The sequence below is a fragment of the Streptomyces sp. NPDC059866 genome (genome assembly GCF_042731325.1).
GTDB classification, from domain to species: Bacteria; Actinomycetota; Actinomycetes; order Streptomycetales; family Streptomycetaceae; genus Streptomyces; species Streptomyces flavusporus.
This window is the reverse complement of record NZ_JBHWJT010000006.1, coordinates 177,320-196,875: the sequence shown is the minus strand read 5'-3', so window position 1 is coordinate 196,875 and position 19,556 is coordinate 177,320. Positions and strand designations below refer to the sequence as shown.

Here is a 19,556-nt window from a genome sequence, read left to right as displayed (position 1 = left end):
GAAACCGTATCGTTCGGAAGTCGGTTCAATGTGTCGTTCGGGACAGGAAGGTGAGCGGAATGGCTGAGGTCGCAACGCCGCGGCGCAGTCGTATCACTCCCGAGCGCGCGGCCGAGTTGTACGAGGCCGTGCTCGACCTGCTCCGTGAAGTCGGCTACGACGCCCTCACCATGGACGCCGTGGCCGCCAGGACACGCTCCAGCAAGGCCACGCTCTACCGCCAGTGGGGCGGCAAGGCCGAGCTGGTGGTGAAGGCCATCCGGCACAACAAACCCGGTTCCTTCGCCGGCGTCGACACCGGCTCGCTCCGGGGCGACCTGCACGCCCACATGGAGCTGGCGGACGACTGCCAGATGGAGCAGAACGCCGCGCTCATGCGGGGTCTGGCCATGGCGGTGCACAACAGCCCCGACCTGCTGCGGGAATTCCGGGAACAGCTCATCGAGCCGGAGATGACGGAGTTCCGTCGCGTGCTGCAGCGTGCCATCGACCGGGGTGAGATCCGTGCGGACAACCCGGCGCTGGAATTCGTGGTGCACATGATGATCGGCGCATTCGTCACCCGGGGGCTGATCGAGGATCAGCCGCCGACCCGGGCCTTCCTCACCTCGTACATCGACGCCGTGGTCCTCCCCGCCCTCGGCGCGCCCACCACCTGAGCCGCATCCCCCTCAGTCAGTACCCGACCAGTACCCCACCAGTACCTGACGCGACCGCTCACGTCGTCGGGCCGATCACCCCTGCCACCCACCGGGTTGATCAACCCTGCCCCTGAACACCCCACGACCTGACCGGGAGACGCCCTCGTGGCCACGTTCCTCTACAAACTCGGCCGGCTCGCCTTCCGGCGACGGCATTTCGTCGCCCTGATATGGGTGGCGTTGCTGACGCTCGCCGGTGTCGGCGCCGCCAGTGCCCCCGCCGCCGGCACCACCTCCTTCTCCATCCCCGGCACCGAGGCCCAGAAGGCCTTCGACCTGCTGGAGGACCGCTTCCCCGGCATGAGCGCCGACGGAGCGACCGCCCGGGTCGTCTTCAAGGCGCCCGCCGGCGAGAAGATGACCGACGCCGAGAACAAGGCGACCGTCAAGGAGACCGTCCGGGAGCTGTCCGACGGCTCCGAGGTCGCCTCCGTCGCCGACCCGTACAAGGCGAAGGCCGTCAGCAAGGACGGCACGGTCGCCTACGCGGCGGTGAGCTACGACGTCTCCGGCATGGAGCTGGCGGACTCCACCAAGGAAGCCCTGGAGGAGGCCGCGCAGAACGCGCGGGACGCCGGGCTGACCGTGGAGGTCGGCGGTGACGCGCTCCAGGCCACGCCCGAGACCGGCACCACCGAGATCATCGGTATCGCGGTCGCCGCGGTCGTCCTGGTGATCACCCTGGGCTCGCTGGTCGCGGCCGGACTGCCGCTGCTGACGGCGATCATCGGCGTGGGCATCGGCGTCGCCACCATCACGGCCCTCGCCAACACGCTCGAACTCGGCTCCACCACCTCCACGCTGGCCATGATGATCGGCCTCGCCGTCGGCATCGACTACGCGCTGTTCATCGTCTCCCGCTACCGGGCCGAACTCGCCGAGGGCCGCGACCGCGACGAAGCGGTCGGCCGGGCGGTCGGCACGGCGGGCTCCGCGGTGGTCTTCGCGGGCCTGACGGTCGTGATCGCCCTGGCCGGTCTCGCGGTCGTCAACATCCCGATGCTGACCAAGATGGGCCTCGCGGCGGCCGGCACGGTCGTCATCGCCGTACTGATCGCCCTCACCATGATCCCGGCGCTGCTCGGCTACGCGGGCCGCAAGATCCAGCCGGCGGGTGCGAAGAGCAAGCTGCTCGGCGGTGGCCGTAAGTCTTCCAAGGACCAGAGCACCCAGAACAGCCAGCCCAAGCCGAACATGGGCACGCGCTGGGCGAGCTTCGTCGTCCGCCGTCCCGTCGCCGTCCTCCTCTTCGGCGTCATCGGCCTGGGCGCCGCCGCGGCCCCGGTCGGCTCGCTCGAACTGGGCCTGCCCGACGACGGTTCGCAGCCGACGTCGACGACCCAGCGCCGCGCCTACGACCTGCTGTCCGAGGGCTTCGGGCCCGGCTTCAACGGTCCGCTGATGCTGGTGGTCGACGCCAAGTCCAGCGACGATCCCCAGGAGGCCGCCGCCACGGTGACCGACGAGATCAAGGACCTGGAAGGCGTCGTCAGGGTGACCCCGGCGGTGCCCAACAAGGCCGGTGACACCTACACGATCACCGTGATCCCGGACTCCAAGCCCTCGTCGACCGAGACCGAGGACCTGGTCCACGGCATCCGTGACGCGGGCGCGGACATCAAGGCCGACACGGACGCGGAGGTGCTGGTCACCGGCACCACCGCCATGAACATCGACTTCTCGCAGAAGATGAACGATGCGCTGATCCCGTACCTGGCGCTGGTGGTGGGCCTTGCCTTCCTCCTCCTGATCGCGGTCTTCCGCTCGATCCTGGTCCCCCTGAAGGCGGCCCTCGGCTTCCTGCTGAGCGTGCTGGCGGCGCTGGGTGCCGTGGTCGCGGTCTTCCAGTGGGGCTGGATGGCCGACCTGATGGGCGTCGAGGAGACCGGCCCGATCATGTCGATGATGCCGATCTTCATGGTCGGCGTGGTCTTCGGCCTCGCGATGGACTACGAGGTGTTCCTCGTGACGCGGATGCGGGAGGCGTACGTCCACGGTGAGAAGCCCAGCCAGGCGGTCGTCACGGGCTTCAGGCACGGCGCGCGGGTGGTCACGGCCGCGGCGGTGATCATGATGGCGGTGTTCGCCGGCTTCATCGGCTCCAGCGAGTCGATGGTCAAGATGATCGGCTTCGGCCTCGCGATCGCGGTCTTCTTCGACGCGTTCATCGTCCGCATGGCGATTGTCCCGGCGGTGCTCGCCCTGCTCGGCAGGAAGGCCTGGTGGCTGCCGAAGTGGCTGGACCGCGCCCTGCCCAACGTCGACGTCGAGGGCGAGGGGCTGCGCACCAAGTCCGACGACGACCGCAAGGACGCGGACCCGGACGAGGAGCGGCAGCTGGTACGCGTCTGACGCGACGGCTTCCCTGAAGACCAGCCGGTGAGGGTTCCGTGGGGACGGGGCTGCCCTCACCGGCTTCCTTCGTGCAGCGTGTGCGTGCGGTCGCTGTCCGGCGTTTGTCCCGTGCTGTCCCGGCTGTCTTGGGAGTTGTACGGGTACGAGTGCGCGTCGGAGGTGGGTGGCCGTGAACGACGGTGTGGACGAAGCGGGTTGGGACGTCGAACCGGGGGACGAGATCGAGCCGGTGGTCCAGGCGGTGGGGCGTCTGCTCAAGGTCTGCCGGGAGGGGGCCGGGAGGGGGCCGGGAGGGGGCCGGCGTAGGTCCGGCACTGTCCTCGACGCACCCTTCGACGTGACCGTCGGGGCCGCCCGCTTCTTGGTCAGTGTCGTGCTTCCGCGAGCCGAGTAAAGGGCGCTTCGCGTCGGCTGCGCCGATCGGCCTGCGGCCGACCCTTGACTCGCCTCGCTCCAGCACGGGTGAGAAGCGAGCGAGCGGCCCGGAAAGGCGGGTGGCCGAGGCAGGCGGTCACCTCCGTCGGCTGCGTCGGCGTCCGGGGTCGGCGGGCGCGGTCGCGCCTCGCATGCACGCCGGGCGGGCTTGGCGGCCTGCGGGTGGTGGGTGGTGGGTGCGCATCGGCGCGGCGGGGAGGCCGGGTGGGTTTGGCGGCTTGCGGTCGGTGGGTGGCGGGGTGGGCGTGTCAGCGGGGTGGTGGCACGCCGGGCGGGCTCGGCGGCTGGCGGTGAGTGGGTGGCGGGGTGCGCCAGGTTGTCCGGTTTGCCGGGTGGTGGCACGCCGGTCGGTTCGGCGGCCATGGCGCCGGGGGGTGGCGGTGGTCCGCCCTCGGATTGCTCCGATCACGGGCAAGGAGCAGTGAGTGGAGGATTTGTGCCACCCACCGGGAGAAAGCCCAGGTCGTGGGTGCCTGCTAGTGGCACAAATCCTCCAATCACCTGCAGGAGTGGGGTCGGTGAGGCTCGTGTGCCAGTGATGTGAGTTGCGTGGCCTGCCCCACCAACCCGCCGCCTCCACCCCCGCCATCCACCCACCGACCGCGAGCCGCTGAGCCGGCCCGGCGTGCCCCCATCCCGCTGACGCGCCCGCCCCCGCCATCCACCACCCGCAGGCCGCCGAGCCGACCCGGCGTGCATGCGAGGCGCGACCGCGCCCGCCGACCCCGGCCCGCTCCGCAGCCGACGGAGGTGACCGCCTGCCTCGGCCACCCGCCTTCCCGGGCCGCTCGCTCGCTTCTCACCCGTGCTGGAACGGACCGAGTCAAGGGTGGCCCGCAGGGCCATCGCCGAAGGCGACGCGAAGCGCCCTTTACTCGGGCCGTGGAAGCACGACACTGACAAAGAAGCGGGCGGCCCCGACGGTCACGTCACCAGCCGACCTGGCCGCCAACCCCGGCACACCGGCACCCCGCCAACCCACCAAGAACCGGCCCCATCCCATCCCCCGTAACCCAGTCGCATGCCCCCTACACCCACCGCTAGCGTGCCCTGCATGACGAATCCCGCCACTGACCTCAAGGACGACGGCTCCGAAGCCCACCCCCGTTTCGCCGAGGCCCTCGATGCGCTGGGGATCGGTGAACTGCGCGGTCGTGTCCGCCGGTTCCCGGAAGCGACCCGTACCGCCGCCGAGGCCGCCGCCGCTATCGGGTGCGAGCTGAGCCAGATCTGCAAGTCGCTGGTCTTCGCGGCGGATGGGGTCCCGGTGCTCGTCCTCGTGGACGGGGCGTCCCGGGTCGACGTGGAGCTCGTGCGGCGGGAGCTCGGAGTCGAGAAGGTGACGCGGGCCGGCGCCGATGTCGTAAGGGACACGACGGGGTATGCCATCGGGGGCGTACCGCCGTTCGGGCATCGGACGGCGACGCGGGTGCTTGCCGATCGGTCACTGCTCGATCACGACGTCGTGTGGGCCGCCGCCGGGACGCCGTACACCGTGTTCCCGATGGAACCGAAGGCCCTGATCGCCCACGCCGGCGGCACCCTGGTGGACGTGCGCGAGCGGGCTGCGTGACGCCGCTGGTCACCGCGGCCGTGCTGTTGGCCGCGATCACCCACGCGAGCTGGAACGCGATCGCGCACCGCATCACCGACAAGCTGGTAGGGTTCGCGCTCATCTCGGGCGGAGGTCTGGTCATCGGGCTCGCGCTCGTGCCGTTCGTGGCCTTCCCGGCTGCGCGGGCGTGGCCGTATCTCTTCGCCTCCGCCGCCATCCACATCGTCTACTACGCGCTGTTGATGACGTCCTTCCGGCTCGGTGACTTCGGGCAGGCGTATCCGATCGCGCGCGGCAGTGCGCCCCTGGCCGTCACCGTGCTCGCCGCCGTCTTCGCACACGAGGTGCCGAACGGCTGGGTCGTGGCCGGTATCGCGCTGAGCTGCGCGGGGCTCACCGGCGCCGCGCTGTGGGGGCTGCGCGAGCGGCGGCCGGACTGGGCGGCGATCGGGGCGGCGCTGGCGACCGGGCTGTCGATCGCGGTGTACACGGTGGTGGACGGGCTGGGGGTGCGGGCGTCCGGGTCGCCCCTCGGGTACACCGCGTGGCTGATGGCGGTGCAGGGGGCGGTGATTCCGGCGTACGCCGTGTACCGCTGGCGTGCGCAGACGCCCGCCCGCCTGCGGCCGTTCCTCGGGCTCGGACTGCTGGGCGCGGGGCTGTCCGTGGGGGCGTACGCGCTGATCCTGTGGGCGCAGACCCGCGCGGAACTCGCACCCATCTCCGCACTGCGCGAGTCCTCGGTCATCGTCGGCGCGGCCATCGGAGCGGTGGTGTTCAAGGAGCGGTTCGGTACGCCACGGATCGTGGCCGCCGGGCTGCTGATGGCCGGGATCGGGTTGATGCTGCGGTGAGTTGAGGGTTGATGCTGTGGTGAGTCGAGGGTTGATGCTGTGGTGAGTTGAGGAGGGTAACCGGCCGTTCGGTCTTGTTCGTCGGTCAGTGGTGTCGGCCTGCGGCTCAGGCCGCGGTGAGCCGGCCCGTCGCCGGGTCCCGGGGTGCCGGGCGGGTGATGCCGGACAGGTCGTGGGCGCGGACGCTGTTGCGGTCGGTGACCGAGCGGCCGAGCGCGTAGTGCGGCCACAGCCCGCCCGCCACCCGGCGGCTGCGTTCGGCCCAGGCGCGCGCGGGGGCGTCGCGGGGCGTGTAGTGGTTGAGGGCGTAGCCGCCGGAGTGGAGCCGGAGCAGGCTGAAGCCGCCCGGGTAGTCCTTCACGGCACTGACCTCCTGGAAGGTGACATGCGGGGCCTGCGGCAGCACCGTGCGTTTGTTGCGGTGGGTGTGGCCGGCGTGGTGCAGGAAGACGCCGCGCGCGCCGGCGTACGCGGTGAGGATCGCGCGCGCCTCGCGCCGGGACAGGCGCTGGCCCGCACTCACCGGGAAGAGCGAGTCCCGCACGGTCAGCGGATGGTGGCCGAAGACGAGCGTCGGCTGTTCCCTCGCCTCCCGCAGTCGCGTCCGCAGCCATGACAGCTGTTCCGCGCCCATCCCGCCCGAGTCGGCGCCGGTGCCCGCCTTCGTGTAGGTGTCGAGGCCGATGATGCGCAGTCCGCCCAGGGCATGGGCGAAGTAGGGGAGGCCGGGGAAACCCGTCCGGAACGTGTCGCCGTCGGGTCCGGAGCGGTCGTGGTTGCCGCGTACGACGAAGTAGTCGCGGCCGAGGACGCCGAAACCGTCCAGGATGCGGCGGGCCGTGGCCAGGTCGCGGGGCGCGCCGCCCGCCGATATGTCCCCGGCGGCCAGCAGGAGGTGCGCACCGCGGCGCTGTGCCTCCGTCACCACCGCCCGGGTCGTGATCTCCGGGTACGGCGCTCTGCCCGGGGCCTGGGAGACCCCGCGCAGCAGGGGCAGGCCGGCCACCAGACCGGCCGTGGTCTCGCCGAGGTGAAGGTCGTTGCAGAGGGCCAGGGAGAGCAGGTGGCGGCCGGGCGGGGGCTGGGGAGTGGTGAAGGAGTAGGGGCCGCCGGGGGAGCCGAGGCCGTGCCGGGAGGTGCCGACGGCGTTGCCGCCGGTCAGGTGGAGCGGGGTGGGTGTGGCGGCGACGCCCCGGGAACGGGCCTGGTAGTAGTACGTCTGGCCGGGCTCCAGGCCGGTGAGTTCGACGTGATGGTGGGCGGTGGGGCGGTCCTCGCCCGCGACCCGGTTCAGCCGCGCGGGATGGGTGCCGTACACCACCTCGCCCTCGGTGATCGCCGGCACCATCCGGCCGAGGCTGTCGTCGGTGCCGGGCACGCCGGTGAACCAGGTGAGGACGGCGTGGTCCTCGGTGAGGGTGACCAGTTCCAGGTGGACGGCGGCGACGGCGTCGGGGTGCCGGGCGTGGGTGGGGGCCGGGGTGCGCAGGCCGTGCAGGAGGACGGGGGTGAGCAACGCGGCGGAGCGCAGGACGTGATGGGGAGCGGGGAGCGCAGACAGGGCGGACAGAGCGGAGAGGCAGCAGCGCATGCCGTCCTCGTGCCCTACGGCAGTGAACGGCGGCCGTGGTCACGGCGGCGGCATCGGGTCCGGAGCGCGGCAAGTGCGATGGAAGCGCGACAACTCGGGCATCGAAGGGGCACCCTGGAAGCAGCCCTGGAAACACGGGTTCCGGAGGAGATCGTCATGATGCACACCGCTGTGGGATGGCATGTCGAGCTGGAGTTCCAGGAGGACGACACGCACACGAAGGCAGCCGCGTTGGTGCGCTTGCCCGACGGAAGTGAGGTTCGGGCCCACGGGCACGCCAGCAGGCACCACACCGACCCTAATCAGCCGAGGGTGGGCGAGGAGATCGCTGGGGCGCGGGCGCTCAACGAGCTCGCGATGCAACTGCTCACCAAGGCGCACGGCGAGATCGACTCGGTGTCCGGGCGGACGTCGCACCCGATTCACGTCTGATCGCCGTACGTCCTAGTCGTACGTCTCGGCGGTTACGTCCTGACCGTACGCACAACCGGAGGTGGCCGTCAGGTCGCCCGACCGGGGGAAAGGCCTGGTCAAACGGGCTCAGGGCGGTTCACGAGAGGCGGCGACGCGGCACGATCGGCGCATGACGCAACAGCCTCTGAGCCGACGCCGTGCGCTCGGCACCGTCGCCGCCACCAGTCTGGCCGCCCTGTTCACCGCCGGTGCCCCCCGGGCGGCGGCCGCCACGAGCCGGCCGGCGCCCCTGGCCGGCGGGACCTACACCATCGCCAAGAACCCCGGGCAGCTCCTCACCGCCCAGGGCGTCGACGAACCCCTCGTCATCCTGCCGCCCGGTGCGGCGCCGGGCGCCCAGGAGTGGGAGGTGGTGCGGCTCACCCACGGCAACATCGCCCTGCGCAACATCCGGCAGAACACCTACGTGGGCCATCAGGGCACGTTCCGGCCGCACCGGTTCGCCGTGACGACGAGCACCCCGTACGAGTGGGGGCTGAGCCCGGCGCTGCACACGGGCAGGGGCTTCCTCGCCTTCCACCTCCAGGCTCCCGACAGCGAACTGGTCCTCGACCGGAGCCCGTTGGCGGTCTACCCGCCCCGCGTCGACCTTCAGCTCCCCCGGAAGGGCGACGTGCGTCAGGCGTGGCAGTTCCGGGCCGTCACGAAGTGACCCACCAGTGGTCGCTACGCGATCGCCTGGCGTACCGCGCGTACCAGTGCCTGGGCCCTCGGGTCCGCCGTGACGCTCTTGCGGAAGCCGTTCGTGACATAGCCGAAGGCGATGCCGGCCTCCGGGTCGGCGAAACCGAGGGCGCCGCCGCGGCCCGGGTGGCCGAAGGAGGCCGGGGAGAGCAGCGGGGAGGCGGCGCCGTCCAGCATGTAGCCGAGGCCGAAGCGGGTGGTGACGACGAGGGTGCGGTCGGGGCCCGCGGACTGCTCGGCGCGGGCGAGTTCGGCCGTCTCCGGGGTGAACAGGCGCTGTCCGCCGTCCACGTTGCCGATCAGCGCGGCGTAGAAGCGGGACAGGCCCTCCGCCGTGGCGATGCCGTTGGAGGCGGGGAGGGCGGCGGCGCGGTAGGCGGGGTCGTTCTCGTCGGGCAGGGGCGTGATCGCGGCGAAGGCGCGCCGGGTGAGGGACGCGGGGTCGGCGTAGGCGTCGGCCACGGCTCGTTTGGGGCGCGTCTTCAGTGCGCCGGCCGCCTCCGGGGGCGCCACCTGCCCGACGCGTCCGACCCGGGCGGCCCGGTCCGCGGGGAGCCCCAGCCACAGGTCGGCGCCGACCGGGCCCGCGATCTCGTCCGCGATCCACTCACCGACCTCACGCCCGGTGACCCGCCGTATCAGCTCGCCGACCAGCCAGCTGTACGTCTGCGCGTGGTACCCGTGGTCCGCTCCCGGCTCCCACACCGGCGTCTGCGCGGCGACCGCCGCGGCGCCGAGGTCCGGGTCGGCCGCCTCCGACGGGGTCAGCGGACGGTCCAGGACCGGCACCCCCGCGCGATGGGTGAGCAGATGCCGTACGAGGGTCCGCTCCTTGCCGGCCGCCTTGTACTCCGGCCACCACTCGCCGACCCGCGCGTCCAGGTCCAGCTCGCCGCGCTGGTGCAGCAGCAGGAGTGCGGCGGCGGCGACGCCCTTGGTCGCCGAGCGCACGATCTGTGCGGTGCCCTGCTCCCACGGCTCACTGCCGTCGACGTCCTTCGTGCCGCCCCACAGGTCGACGACCTTGTGCCCGTCGCGGTGGACGACCACGGCCGCGCCGCGGTCGCCGAGCGCCTCGAAGTTCCGTACGAACGCTGCCCTGACCGGCTCGAAGCCCTCGGCAACCGTGCCGTGCACATCCACGTCCGTACTCCGTTCACTCACGCCTGTGACGGTGGGTCCAGCGCGGACGTACGGCCTGCGATTCCCTGGTTCCGGGTGGTTTTCGTCACCCCATTCGTCATCCCAGCAGAATCGTGACGTCGATGTTGCCGCGGGTCGCGTTCGAGTACGGGCAGACCTCGTGGGCGGCGTCGACCAGCTTCGTGGCGATGTCCGCGTCGAGGACGGGCAGGGAGACGCTGAGCGCGACCGCGAGGCCGTAGCCGCGCTGCTTGTTGGGGCCGATGCCGACCTTCGCGGCGACCGCGGAACCCGTCAGGTCGTAGCCCGCCCGACGGCCGACCAGGACCAGCGCGTTGTGGAAGCAGGAGCTGTAGCCGGCCGCGAACAGCTGCTCCGGGTTGGTGCCGTTGCCGTCGCCGCCGAGTTCCGGAGGCATCGCCACCTTCAGTTCGATCTGGCCGTCCTGACTGGTGACATAGCCGTCCCGGCCGCCGTGCGCGGTGGCCTCGGCGACATACATGATCTTCGTCGGGCGGGTGTCGAGGACGGTGTCGACGGCGGTCTCGACAGCGGTGTCTTCGGTCACGGCAGGACCTCCCCCAGAGCGGACACAACGGCAGACAGCACAGCAGCGTGCAAGTACATCGTGCACAAGGTACTGGCGGGTAGGGCTTGTTGGGCTACTGGGGGGTAGTGACCGGAGGTAACACCGTGCGCGGTGCGCTGTGTGCGTCGTCAGCGGGCGCTCTCGGCCGCCGCTCCCGCCCGCTGCGCGAGCTGCCACAACTCCTCGCGCAACCGTGCGACCTCCGCCGCGCCGAGCCCCGTCGTCGCGAGCAGCGCGCCCGGCACGCGAGTCGCACGCTCCCTCAGTTCCTCCGCGCGCTCCGTGCAGGCAACCAGCACCGAGCGCTCGTCGTGCGCCGCACGCTCCCGGCGTACGAGCCCCGCCGCCGCAAGCCGCTTGAGCAGCGGTGACACCGTGCCGTAGTCGAGCCGGAGCGCCGCCGCCAGCTCCTTGACCGTGGTCTCGCCGCGCTCCCACAGGACGAGCAGCACGAGGTACTGCGGGTAGGTCAGACCGAGCTCGTCGAGGAGCGGGCGGTACGCGGCCGTCACCGCGCGCTGGGCGGCGTACAGCGCGAAGCACAGCTGCTCGTCCAGCAGCAGCGACCCGGCGTCCTCGTGTTCCGTCACGCGCCCATTGTCACGGACGCCGGGGGACGGCGGTCACGGAAACGCGTCACGCGGGCCCCGACCCGGCCGGCACCGACCGTGGGTCGAAGCCGAAGGGCAGCTCCAGACGGTGCGCCCGCATGAGCTCGTCGTCGCCGAGCAGGTCGCCGGTCGGACCGTCGGCGGCGATGACGCCGTCGCTCAGGATCAGCGAGCGCGGGCACAACTCGAGGGCGTACGGCAGGTCGTGGGTGACCATGAGCACGGTCACGTCCAAGGAGCGCAGGATGTCGGCCAGTTCGCGACGGGAGGCCGGGTCGAGGTTGGAGGACGGCTCGTCCAGGACGAGGATCTCCGGCTCCATGGCCAGCACGGTCGCGACGGCCACCCGGCGCCGCTGCCCGAAGGACAGATGGTGCGGGGGCCGGTCCTGGAAGCCGGCCATCCCCACCTGTTCCAGCGCCCGCTGCACGCGCGCCTGGAGTTCCGCCCCCGTCAGCCCCGCCGCGGCCGGCCCGAAGGCGACGTCCTCGCGGACGGTCGGCATGAAGAGCTGGTCGTCCGGATCCTGGAAGACGATGCCGACGCGGCGCCGGATCTCGGCCATGTTCTTCTTGCCGACGGGCAGCCCGGCCACCCGCACCGAGCCCGTGCCGCCGCTCAGGATGCCGTTGAGGTGCAGCACCAGCGTGGTCTTGCCGGCCCCGTTCGGCCCGAGCAGCGCGACCCGCTCCCCGCGTTCGACCCGGAAGTCCACGCCGAACAGAGCCTGGTGGCCGTCGGGGTAGGCGAAGGCGAGGCCCGAGACCTCCAGCGAGGCAGAAGCAGTCACAGCACCCATCCCAGCAGACAGACGACAAGAGCGGCACACGGCAGCGCGAGGGCGTACGACCACTGTGCCCGGGACGCGGTCACCTCGTCGATCACCGGCATCACACCGGCGTAGCCACGGCTGACCATCGCGAGATGCACGCGCTCACCGCGCTCGTAGGAGCGGATGAACAGGGCCCCGGCGGACTCCGCCAGCACCCCCCAGTGCCGTATGCCGCGCGCCTCGAAGCCCCGTGACTCCCGCGCGATGCGCATCCGCCGCATCTCGTCGGTGATGAGATCGCCGTACCGGATCATGAACGAGGCGATCTGCACCAGCAGCGGCGGCAGCTTCAGCCGCTGCAGGCCGAGCAGCAGCTCCCGCAGTTCGGTGGTGGAGGCCAGCAGCACGGACGCGGCGACGCCCAGCGTGCCCTTGGCGAGCACGTTCCAGGCGCCCCACAGTCCGCTGACGCTCAGCGACATGCCCAGCACCTCGGTGCGCTCGCCCTCCGCGACGAACGGCAGCAGCACGGCGAACGCGACGAACGGCACCTCGATCAGCAGCCGTTTGAGCAGAAAACCGGCGGGCACGCGCGCGACGGCGGCGACGACGCCCAGCAGCACGGCGTACGCCCCGAACGCCCACATCGCCTCCCGCGGTGTGGACACCACGACCACGACGAAGGCGAAGCCGGCGGCGAGCTTGGTGTGCGGCGGCAGGGCGTGCACGGGTGAGGACCCCGCCCGGTAGAGCTTGTGGGCGTGGCCCGCACCCATGTCAGACGCCCGTGTTCGTGTTCGTGGGTGAGGCGGGCGACACGTCGGTTCCCTCGTCGCTGCGCCGGCGGCGCACCGCCCAGAAGATGCCGCTGCCCGCGACGACGGTGACGCCGACGCCGATCACACCGGCGAGACCGCCGGACAGACGGGCGTTGTCGATGTCCTTGACGCCGTAGTCGGCGAGCGGGGAGTCGGCGATGTCGTGTTCCTCGGCGGACTCGGCGAAGCCCTTGTCCTCGGCGACCTTCTCCAGGCCGTCGGGGCTGGCGGAGGCGTAGAAGCTGACGAAACCGGCGAGGACGAGGGAGGTGACGAGGCCGGCGAGCCAGACCTTGCGGTGAGAGCGCGCGGCGACCGCGACCGGTTCCGCGGCGGGCGCGTCGACGAGTTCGCCGCCGACCCGCAGCTTCAGCGGCCGGCGCAGGTCACGGGCGCCGTACACGAGGTCCGGCCGGACGGCGACGACGGCGCCGACGGTGAGCGCGGTGATCGCGGCCTCGCCGATGCCGATGAGGATGTGGACGCCGACCATGGCGGTGGTGACCTTGCCGATGGAGACGTCGGTGGTGCCGCCGATCGCGTAGAGCAGCGTGAAGGCGAGGGCGGCGGCCGGCACCGACACCAGGGCGGCGACGAAGGAGGCCGCGGTGATCGAGCGCCGGCTGTGCGGCAGCACCTTCACCAGGCCGCGGAAGACGACGTAGGCGACGACGACACCGACGATCGCCATGTCGGTGATGTTCACGCCCAGTGCGGTCAGGCCGCCGTCCGCGAAGAGGATGCCCTGCATCAGCAGGACCACGGATATGCACAGGACGCCGGTGTAGGGGCCGACGAGTATCGCGGCGAGGGCGCCGCCCAGCAGATGTCCGCTGGTCCCGGCCGCGACCGGGAAGTTCAGCATCTGCACCGCGAAGATGAACGCCGCCACGAGACCGGCCAGCGGCGCGGTGCGCTCGTCGAGTTCGCGGCGCGCGCCGCGCAGACTGACGGCGACGGTGCCCGCGGCGACGACGCCGGCCACGGCGGAGGTGGGGGCGTTGATGAATCCGTCAGGTACATGCACCGTTCGATGATAGTGGCCTAATGCGAATGCCTTGCAAGAGCGAGTCGGTCTCCTGTTGTTCTATGCGTGCGCATGGGACATCGCCCGTCCGGCGAGCATAATCCTGAAAATATGGCACATTGGGGGTGGAAGCGGATTCATAGCTTTCGCACAGCTCACGCAGGGTGAAGGGGCCGTCCGATGTCTGTAGTCGAACAGTACGCGCGAGCCCAGATCGTCACGGACGAGGACGTCCAGGTACTCGAGGAGAAGGGAGCGGTTCCGGTCGTTCTGCGCTACGACCCCGACATCGACCCGCGCGCGGTCCGCATACGTCTGCCCGGCCCGCACGAGTGGTCCTTCTCCCGGTCCCTGCTCGAACAGGGCCTGCGCGCACCGGCCGGCGACGGCGAGGTACGGGTGTGGCCGTGCGGGCGGGTGCAGGCCGTGGTCGAGTTCCACTCCCCGCAGGGCACGGCGGTCGTGCGGTTCGAGATGAAGACCCTGATCCGCTTCCTGCACCGGACGTACCTGGCGGCTGCGACGCCGGTACACAGCTGAGCAGGTCGGGCGGAGTGCCCTGAAGGGGCGCGGGGCACTGCGCGACCAGCCACGAGGGCGCCACAGACGACCGACGGCCCATGCCGGCACTCCCGGCGGAGCGCTTGCGCGTCAGCCGCCCTGCTTCAGCAGCGCCGCCACGATCGGTCCGGCCGTCTCCCCGCCGTGCCCGGCCGACTGGACGACACCCGCGGCGGCCAGGTCACCCCGGTACGCGGTGAACCAGCCGTTGGGCTTCTTCTGACCGTCGACCTCGGCGGATCCGGTCTTCGCACCGACGTCACCGGTGACTCCCGCCATCGCCTCCGCCGCCGTACCGTACGCCGCTGTGTAGGCCATCAGCTCCCGCAGCTGCGACAGGGCGGACGCGGACAGCGTGCGCGAGGCCGTGGCCAGCTTGCGCCCGTCCACCGACGGGGCGACCAGGTACGGCTGGTGGAAGACGCCCGACTTGATCGTCGCCGACACCGACGCCATGTTCAGCGGGTTCATCCGCACCCCGCCCTGACCGATGAGCGACGCCGCCATCTGGGCGTCGGACTGCACCGGCACGGCACCGTCGAAGGTCGGTACGCCGACCGACCAGTTGTTCTGCGACAGGCCGAACACCTGCTGCGCCTGCTTGGTCAGATCGTCGTCGGCCAGTTCGGGCGCCTGGCTGATGAACGCCGTGTTGCAGGACCGCGCGAAGCTCGCCTTGAACGTCCCGCCCTTGATCTGGAACTTGTCGTCGTTCTGGAACTTCCAGCCGCCGTACGAGAAGTACTTGGGGCACGGATGCTGCTTGTCCGAGGACGCCAGCCCCTTCTCGATCAGCAGTGACGACGTGATGACCTTCATCGTCGAACCGGGCGCCAGCGAGCCCTGGAAGGCGGTGTTGAAGCCGCGGGAGGCGTTCGCGACCGCCAGGATCTCGCCCGTCGAGGGCCGCAGCACGACCACCGACGCCCGCGCCTTCGAGGCGACCTGGTCCTCCGCCGCCGCCTGCATCGACGGGCTGAGCGTCGTCTTCACCTTGCCCGGTGTGCCCTCGCTCAGCTCCAGCAACGTCTTGTCGGACAGCTCCTTGGCCTGGGAGGCCTTCCCGCGGATCACCTGGAGCTCGACGCCCGCCTTGCCGCCCGCCGTCTTGCCGTACTTCTCGCGCAGCCCGTCCAGCACCGGCCCCAGCGACGGGTACTCCTTCGTCGTCAGCTCCCCGCCGTCCCGGTCCAGCGCCGTCACCGGCGGGGTCCCGGACTCGCCGGTCACCAGCCGGTCGCCGTCGCGCAGGTCGGGGTGCACGACGGACGGCTCCCAGGCGACGATCGGCGTGCCGTCCGTGTCCTGTCGTACGACCTTCAGTGAACTGTCGTACGACAGCGGCTTGCTGACCCCCTTGTACGACACCGTGCCCTTCACGGTGAACGGGAGCCGGTCGCCCGTGCGGGTGCCGGGGGTGAGCGTGACGTCCTCGATGTGGGCGTCCTTGGCGTAGGCGGTCAGCAGGGTCTTCGCCGCGGTGGCGTCGTCCGTGGCGGCCGCGGCCTGCGGCACCCGGCCCTGCTGCCAGGCCGTGAGGAACTCCCGGGCGGCGGTGGTGACCTCGGTGGCCGACAGCGGGCCGGTCTTCACGGACTTCTTCCCGCCGGCGGAGGTCGCCGACGTGCCGTCCTCGGCCGCGGCCCCGCCACCGAACAGCGCGTAGGCGCCGATCCCGGCACCGCCGACGACCACGGCGATCATCCCGCCGATGACGGCGGGCTTCGTCTTCCGTCGCTCGGCGACGCGCCTTCTCTTGCCCACTGCTTCCCGATCCTCCGCGCATTCCCGGGTCCCGCCGCCCCGCATGGCCGGCTACGACCCGTGCGGCCGTACCGGCCTCGTAGCACTCACAGTCCCCAACGACGGCCCCACCCTAGAGTCCCGTCCTGTGCGGGTGAGATGTGGGTGACATCAGCCACCCGCCCGCAGGACGGCCGCCACGATCGGACCGGCCGCGTCACCGCCGCGACCGCCCTGCTGGGCCATGGCCGCCGCCGCAACGTCGTTGCGATAGCCAGTGAACCAGCTGTTGGCCTTGGCCTGCCCGTCCACCTCCGCCGAACCGGTCTTCGCCCCGATGTCGCCGCCCAGCCGGGACATCACACCGGCCGCGGTGCCGCTGGTGGCGGTGCGGTTCATCATGGCGCGCAGCTGGGCGACGGTGCCGCCCGACAGGCCCTGCGCCCGGGCCAGTTCACGGTCGTCGAGGCGCTGCGGCACGATCACCGGCTGCCGGAACGTACCCGTCATCGCCGTCGACGTCACCGAGGCCATGTTCAGCGGGCTCATCTGGACCTGGCCCTGGCCGATCATGTTGGCCGCGGTGTCCGGGCCGCCGGCGGCGGGGACCGAGCCGTCGAAGGAGGGGATGCCGACCTTCCAGTTGTCCTGGCCGAGCCCGAAGCGTTCCTGCGCCTCCTTGGTCAGGGAGTCCACCTGCACCTCGTCCGCGAACTTGATGAAGGCCGTGTTGCAGGAGCGGGCGAAGCTCTCGGAGAGGGTCGCGTTCTCGTTGGGCGTCATGCCGGTGATGTTGTGGAAGGTCTGGCTTTCCGAGATCGCCGAGTCGGGACAGGGCGCAGGACCGTTCATGCTGGTGAGCCCGTTGTCGATGAGCATGGCCGCACTGAGGATCTTCATCGTGGAGCCGGGCGCCACCTGGCCGAGGAACGCCGCGTTCCAGCCGTCCGTGCGGTTGTTGGCGACCGCCAGCACCTCGCCGGTGCTCGGTTTGACGGCGACCACGGACGACTCGTCGTACTCCTTGACCGCCTTCTCGGCCGCCGCCTGCACGCTCGCGCTGAGGGTCGTCGGCAGTCTGCCCGGCTTGCCCTCGGACAGGGTCAGCAGCGAGGTGTCGGCCGCCTCGCCCGCCGTGTGCCGGACGGCGAGTTCGACGCCGGGGGTGCCGCCGGCCTTGTCGCCGTAGCGGGCGCGCAGCTCGTCCAGGATGGGGCCCAGCGAGGGGTGCTTCTCCTTCGTCAGGACGGTGCCGTCGCGGTCGACCGCCTCGATGGGCGGGTTCGCCGCCTCCTCGGTGACGAGGGTGTCGCCGTCCTTCAGGGCGGGATGGACGACGGACGGCTTCCAGTCGACCAGCGCCCGCCCGGTGGTGACCCCGCGGACGACGGTGAGGCGGCTGTCGTACGCGAGCGGCTTGGACTTCCCGTCGTACGACACCGTCGCCTTCACCGAGAAGGGGACCGTACGGCCGGTCGCCTCACCGGGCGTGATCTTCACGGCGGTGAGGTGCGCGTCCTGCCCGAAGGAGGTCAGCAGCGGCTCGGCCTCCGACGCGTTGTTCGTGTACGACGCCGCCTTCGCGCCCTGCGCCTTCTCCCACGCGGCGAAGAACGCGCGGGTCGTCTCCTCGACCTCCGCACTGCTGGGCGGCCCGGTCTTGACGGCCTCCTGGCCGGCCGAGTCGGCTGAGCCGTCACCGTTCAGCGCGGACACGAGGTTGAAGGCGCCGTACCCGGCCCCTCCCACCATCACGGCGAACACACTGCCGACGACGGCAGCCTTGACCCCCTTGCGCACGATGCGCCCCCTCCCCCTGCTCGATCTCCGCACTCTAAGCGGGAGCTGTGAAGGGAGGGGTGGGTGTTTCTCAGATTGTTAGACCGGTCGTCAGACCCAGGTGTCCAGCCACATCCGTGAACGCCAGTCGTCGATCGGGATCGCCTGTCCGGTGTAGATGGGCCAGAAGTAGATGAAGTTCCACGCGATCAGCAGCACCAGTACGCCCGCACCCGTCGCGCCCGCCACCCGGCGGGTGTCGCTCGAGCGGGCCGGGCCGATCAGCGCGCCGGCCAGCATCGCCACTGCCAGACAGAGGAACGGCACGAAGACCACGGCGTAGAAGAAGAAGATCGTCCGCTCCTGGTACATGAACCAGGGCAGATAACCCGCCGCGATCCCGCAGGCGATCGCGCCCGCCCGCCAGTCGCGGCGGAAGAACCAGCGCCACAGGACGTACAGGAGCGCGAAGCAGGCCACCCACCACAGCATCGGCGTGCCCAGCGCCAGCACCTCGCGGGCGCACTTCTCGCCGGCGTCGAGCGGGCAGCCGTCCTTGCCGGGGGCCGGTGACTCGTAGAAGTACGACACCGGGCGGCCGGTGACGAGCCAGCTCCACGGGTTGGACTGGTACGTGTGCGGCGAGGAGAGGCCGACGTGGAACTCGTACACCTGGTGCTCGTAGTGCCACAGGCTGCGCCACCAGTCCGGGAAGAGCCAGGACCAGCTGCTGTTCTTGCCGTCGGTCGCGGCCCAGTTGCGGTAGTAGCCGCCGGAACCGTCGGTGGCGGAGAGGATCCAGCCGGTCCAGGAGGCGAGGTAGGTGGCGACGGCGACCGGCACCGTGCACAGGAACGCCCAGCCCAGATCGCGCTTGATCACCGCCATGTACGGGTGACGGGCGCCCGCCACCTTGCGGGAGCCGATGTCCCACAGGACCGTCATGATGCCGAACGCGGCCAGGAAGTACAGGCCGTTCCACTTGGTGCCGAGGGCCAGGCCCAGCATCAGACCCGCCGCCAGCCGCCAGGGGCGCCAGCCGATCCGCGTGTTCTCCGCCGTGTCCGCGTCCGGGCGGACCCTGCCGTCGGCGTCCGCCGGGAGCGCGGCGGCCAGTTTCTCCCGCGCCTTGTCGCGGTCGATCAGCAGGCAGCCGAACGCCGCCAGCACGAAGAACATCAGCACACCGTCGAGCAGCGCCGTACGGCTCATCACGAAGTGCAGACCGTCCACCGCCACCAGCGCGCCCGCGAGGCAGCCGAGGAACGTGGAGCGGAAGAGGCGGCGGCCGATGCGGCAGAGCATCAGGACGGAGAGAGTGCCCAGCAGTGCGGTCATGAACCGCCAGCCGAACGGGTTGAACCCGAACATCAGCTCGCCGAGCCCGATGACGTACTTGCCGACCGGCGGATGCACGACATACGCCGCGTCCGTCGGGATCGGGACGTTCCCGTTCGAGGAGAGGATGAGGTCGTTGACGTTCTTGTCCCAGTTGACCTCGAACCCGCGGTGGACGATCGCCCACGCGTCCTTGGCGTAGTACGTCTCGTCGAATATCACCGCCTTCGGGTTGCCCAGGTTCCAGAACCGCAGCACGCCCGCGAACAGCGTCACCAGCAGCGGACCGCCCCAGCCCGACCAGCGGACGAGCCGTTCGGCGAGCGTGTGCCGGATGCCGAGGCTCGCCCACAGCCGCGGGGAGGGCTCGGTGTACGGCGGCACCAGCCGGTCCCGGACATCGCCGCGGGATCCCGACGGCACGTATCCGAAACGGCGCAGCCGCTGCTGCCACGAGGGCCGCTGCTCGTGGGGGGTCTGCTCCTGCCGGGTGTCCGTGGAGGACGCGGTACTGGTCACCGCGCCA

The 19,556-nt window shown here is 71.1% G+C and carries 18 protein-coding genes; 8 read left to right on the top strand and 10 right to left on the bottom strand.

The window, feature by feature from the left end; translation table 11 throughout:
• Positions 1-59 precede the first annotated feature (59 nt).
• The 5 genes from ACFV7R_RS11345 (at position 60) to ACFV7R_RS11325 (ending at position 5,900) form a co-directional block, all read left to right on the top strand.
• A complete protein-coding gene (locus tag ACFV7R_RS11345) occupies positions 60-659 on the top strand; it encodes a TetR/AcrR family transcriptional regulator (protein WP_385262461.1) in 600 nt (199 codons plus the stop codon).
• Between the two features lie 147 nt (positions 660-806).
• Positions 807-3,053 carry an MMPL family transporter gene (locus tag ACFV7R_RS11340; RefSeq protein WP_385262459.1) on the top strand — a complete coding sequence of 749 codons (2,247 nt, stop codon included), beginning with the start codon at positions 807-809 and terminating at the stop codon, positions 3,051-3,053.
• Between the two features lie 172 nt (positions 3,054-3,225).
• On the top strand, positions 3,226-3,450 hold the full coding sequence (locus ACFV7R_RS11335; RefSeq protein WP_385262456.1) for a hypothetical protein: 225 nt from the start codon (positions 3,226-3,228) through the stop codon (positions 3,448-3,450).
• A gap of 1,095 nt (positions 3,451-4,545) precedes the next feature.
• Complete coding sequence (locus tag ACFV7R_RS11330; RefSeq protein WP_385262453.1) at positions 4,546-5,064, top strand: YbaK/EbsC family protein; 519 nt, start codon at positions 4,546-4,548, stop codon at positions 5,062-5,064.
• The gene (locus ACFV7R_RS11325) at positions 5,061-5,900 is read left to right on the top strand and encodes an EamA family transporter (protein ID WP_385262450.1); all 840 of its coding nucleotides are present in this window, start codon (positions 5,061-5,063) and stop codon (positions 5,898-5,900) included. The genes ACFV7R_RS11330 and ACFV7R_RS11325 overlap by 4 nt, the downstream gene beginning before the upstream one ends.
• Before the next feature lie 106 nt (positions 5,901-6,006).
• Here the strand turns inward: ACFV7R_RS11325 and ACFV7R_RS11320 are convergent, their stop codons facing one another.
• Positions 6,007-7,491 carry a metallophosphoesterase gene (locus ACFV7R_RS11320; protein ID WP_385262448.1) on the bottom strand — a complete coding sequence of 495 codons (1,485 nt, stop codon included), beginning with the start codon at positions 7,489-7,491 and terminating at the stop codon, positions 6,007-6,009.
• A gap of 156 nt (positions 7,492-7,647) precedes the next feature.
• On the opposite strand from ACFV7R_RS11320, the gene ACFV7R_RS11315 reads away from it, so the two are divergent.
• Both ACFV7R_RS11315 and ACFV7R_RS11310 read left to right on the top strand, forming a co-directional pair.
• Positions 7,648-7,923 (top strand): DUF1876 domain-containing protein, encoded by a 276-nt coding sequence (locus tag ACFV7R_RS11315; RefSeq protein ID WP_129799945.1) that lies wholly within the window; start codon positions 7,648-7,650, stop codon positions 7,921-7,923.
• 151 nt (positions 7,924-8,074) lie between these two features.
• Positions 8,075-8,617: a hypothetical protein gene (locus tag ACFV7R_RS11310; protein ID WP_129799944.1), complete on the top strand. Its 543-nt coding sequence runs from the start codon at positions 8,075-8,077 to the stop codon at positions 8,615-8,617.
• A 14-nt stretch (positions 8,618-8,631) separates the two neighbouring features.
• Here ACFV7R_RS11310 and ACFV7R_RS11305 read toward each other — a convergent pair whose 3' ends face one another.
• The 6 genes from ACFV7R_RS11305 to ACFV7R_RS11280 all read right to left on the bottom strand — a co-directional run bounded on the left by ACFV7R_RS11305 (position 8,632) and on the right by ACFV7R_RS11280 (position 13,609).
• Entirely contained in the window at positions 8,632-9,792 is a 1,161-nt protein-coding gene (locus ACFV7R_RS11305; protein ID WP_385262835.1) for a serine hydrolase domain-containing protein, read from the bottom strand.
• Positions 9,793-9,889: 97 nt separating this feature from the next.
• Positions 9,890-10,360, bottom strand: a complete 471-nt coding sequence (locus ACFV7R_RS11300) for an organic hydroperoxide resistance protein (RefSeq protein WP_385262447.1) — start codon at positions 10,358-10,360, stop codon at positions 9,890-9,892.
• 149 nt (positions 10,361-10,509) lie between these two features.
• A complete protein-coding gene (locus tag ACFV7R_RS11295; protein WP_385262446.1) occupies positions 10,510-10,971 on the bottom strand; it encodes a MarR family winged helix-turn-helix transcriptional regulator in 462 nt (153 codons plus the stop codon).
• A 46-nt stretch (positions 10,972-11,017) separates the two neighbouring features.
• Positions 11,018-11,791, bottom strand: a complete 774-nt coding sequence (locus ACFV7R_RS11290) for an energy-coupling factor ABC transporter ATP-binding protein (protein ID WP_385262444.1) — start codon at positions 11,789-11,791, stop codon at positions 11,018-11,020.
• Positions 11,779-12,540 (bottom strand): cobalt ECF transporter T component CbiQ, encoded by a 762-nt coding sequence (cbiQ, locus tag ACFV7R_RS11285; protein WP_385262442.1) that lies wholly within the window; start codon positions 12,538-12,540, stop codon positions 11,779-11,781. Before cbiQ ends, ACFV7R_RS11290 begins: the two co-directional genes overlap by 13 nt.
• 1 nt (position 12,541) lies before the next feature.
• Positions 12,542-13,609 (bottom strand): energy-coupling factor ABC transporter permease, encoded by a 1,068-nt coding sequence (locus ACFV7R_RS11280; RefSeq protein WP_385262440.1) that lies wholly within the window; start codon positions 13,607-13,609, stop codon positions 12,542-12,544.
• Positions 13,610-13,789: 180 nt separating this feature from the next.
• On the opposite strand from ACFV7R_RS11280, the gene ACFV7R_RS11275 reads away from it, so the two are divergent.
• Positions 13,790-14,149 carry an SsgA family sporulation/cell division regulator gene (locus ACFV7R_RS11275; protein ID WP_385262438.1) on the top strand — a complete coding sequence of 120 codons (360 nt, stop codon included), beginning with the start codon at positions 13,790-13,792 and terminating at the stop codon, positions 14,147-14,149.
• 111 nt (positions 14,150-14,260) lie between these two features.
• Here the strand turns inward: ACFV7R_RS11275 and ACFV7R_RS11270 are convergent, their stop codons facing one another.
• The 3 genes from ACFV7R_RS11270 to ACFV7R_RS11260 form a co-directional block, all read right to left on the bottom strand.
• Positions 14,261-15,934 carry a penicillin-binding transpeptidase domain-containing protein gene (locus ACFV7R_RS11270; protein ID WP_385262436.1) on the bottom strand — a complete coding sequence of 558 codons (1,674 nt, stop codon included), beginning with the start codon at positions 15,932-15,934 and terminating at the stop codon, positions 14,261-14,263.
• A gap of 150 nt (positions 15,935-16,084) precedes the next feature.
• Positions 16,085-17,713 (bottom strand): penicillin-binding transpeptidase domain-containing protein, encoded by a 1,629-nt coding sequence (locus ACFV7R_RS11265; RefSeq protein WP_385262434.1) that lies wholly within the window; start codon positions 17,711-17,713, stop codon positions 16,085-16,087.
• A 90-nt stretch (positions 17,714-17,803) separates the two neighbouring features.
• The gene (locus tag ACFV7R_RS11260; protein WP_385262433.1) at positions 17,804-19,549 is read right to left on the bottom strand and encodes a dolichyl-phosphate-mannose--protein mannosyltransferase; all 1,746 of its coding nucleotides are present in this window, start codon (positions 19,547-19,549) and stop codon (positions 17,804-17,806) included.
• Between the last annotated feature and the right edge of the window lie 7 nt (positions 19,550-19,556).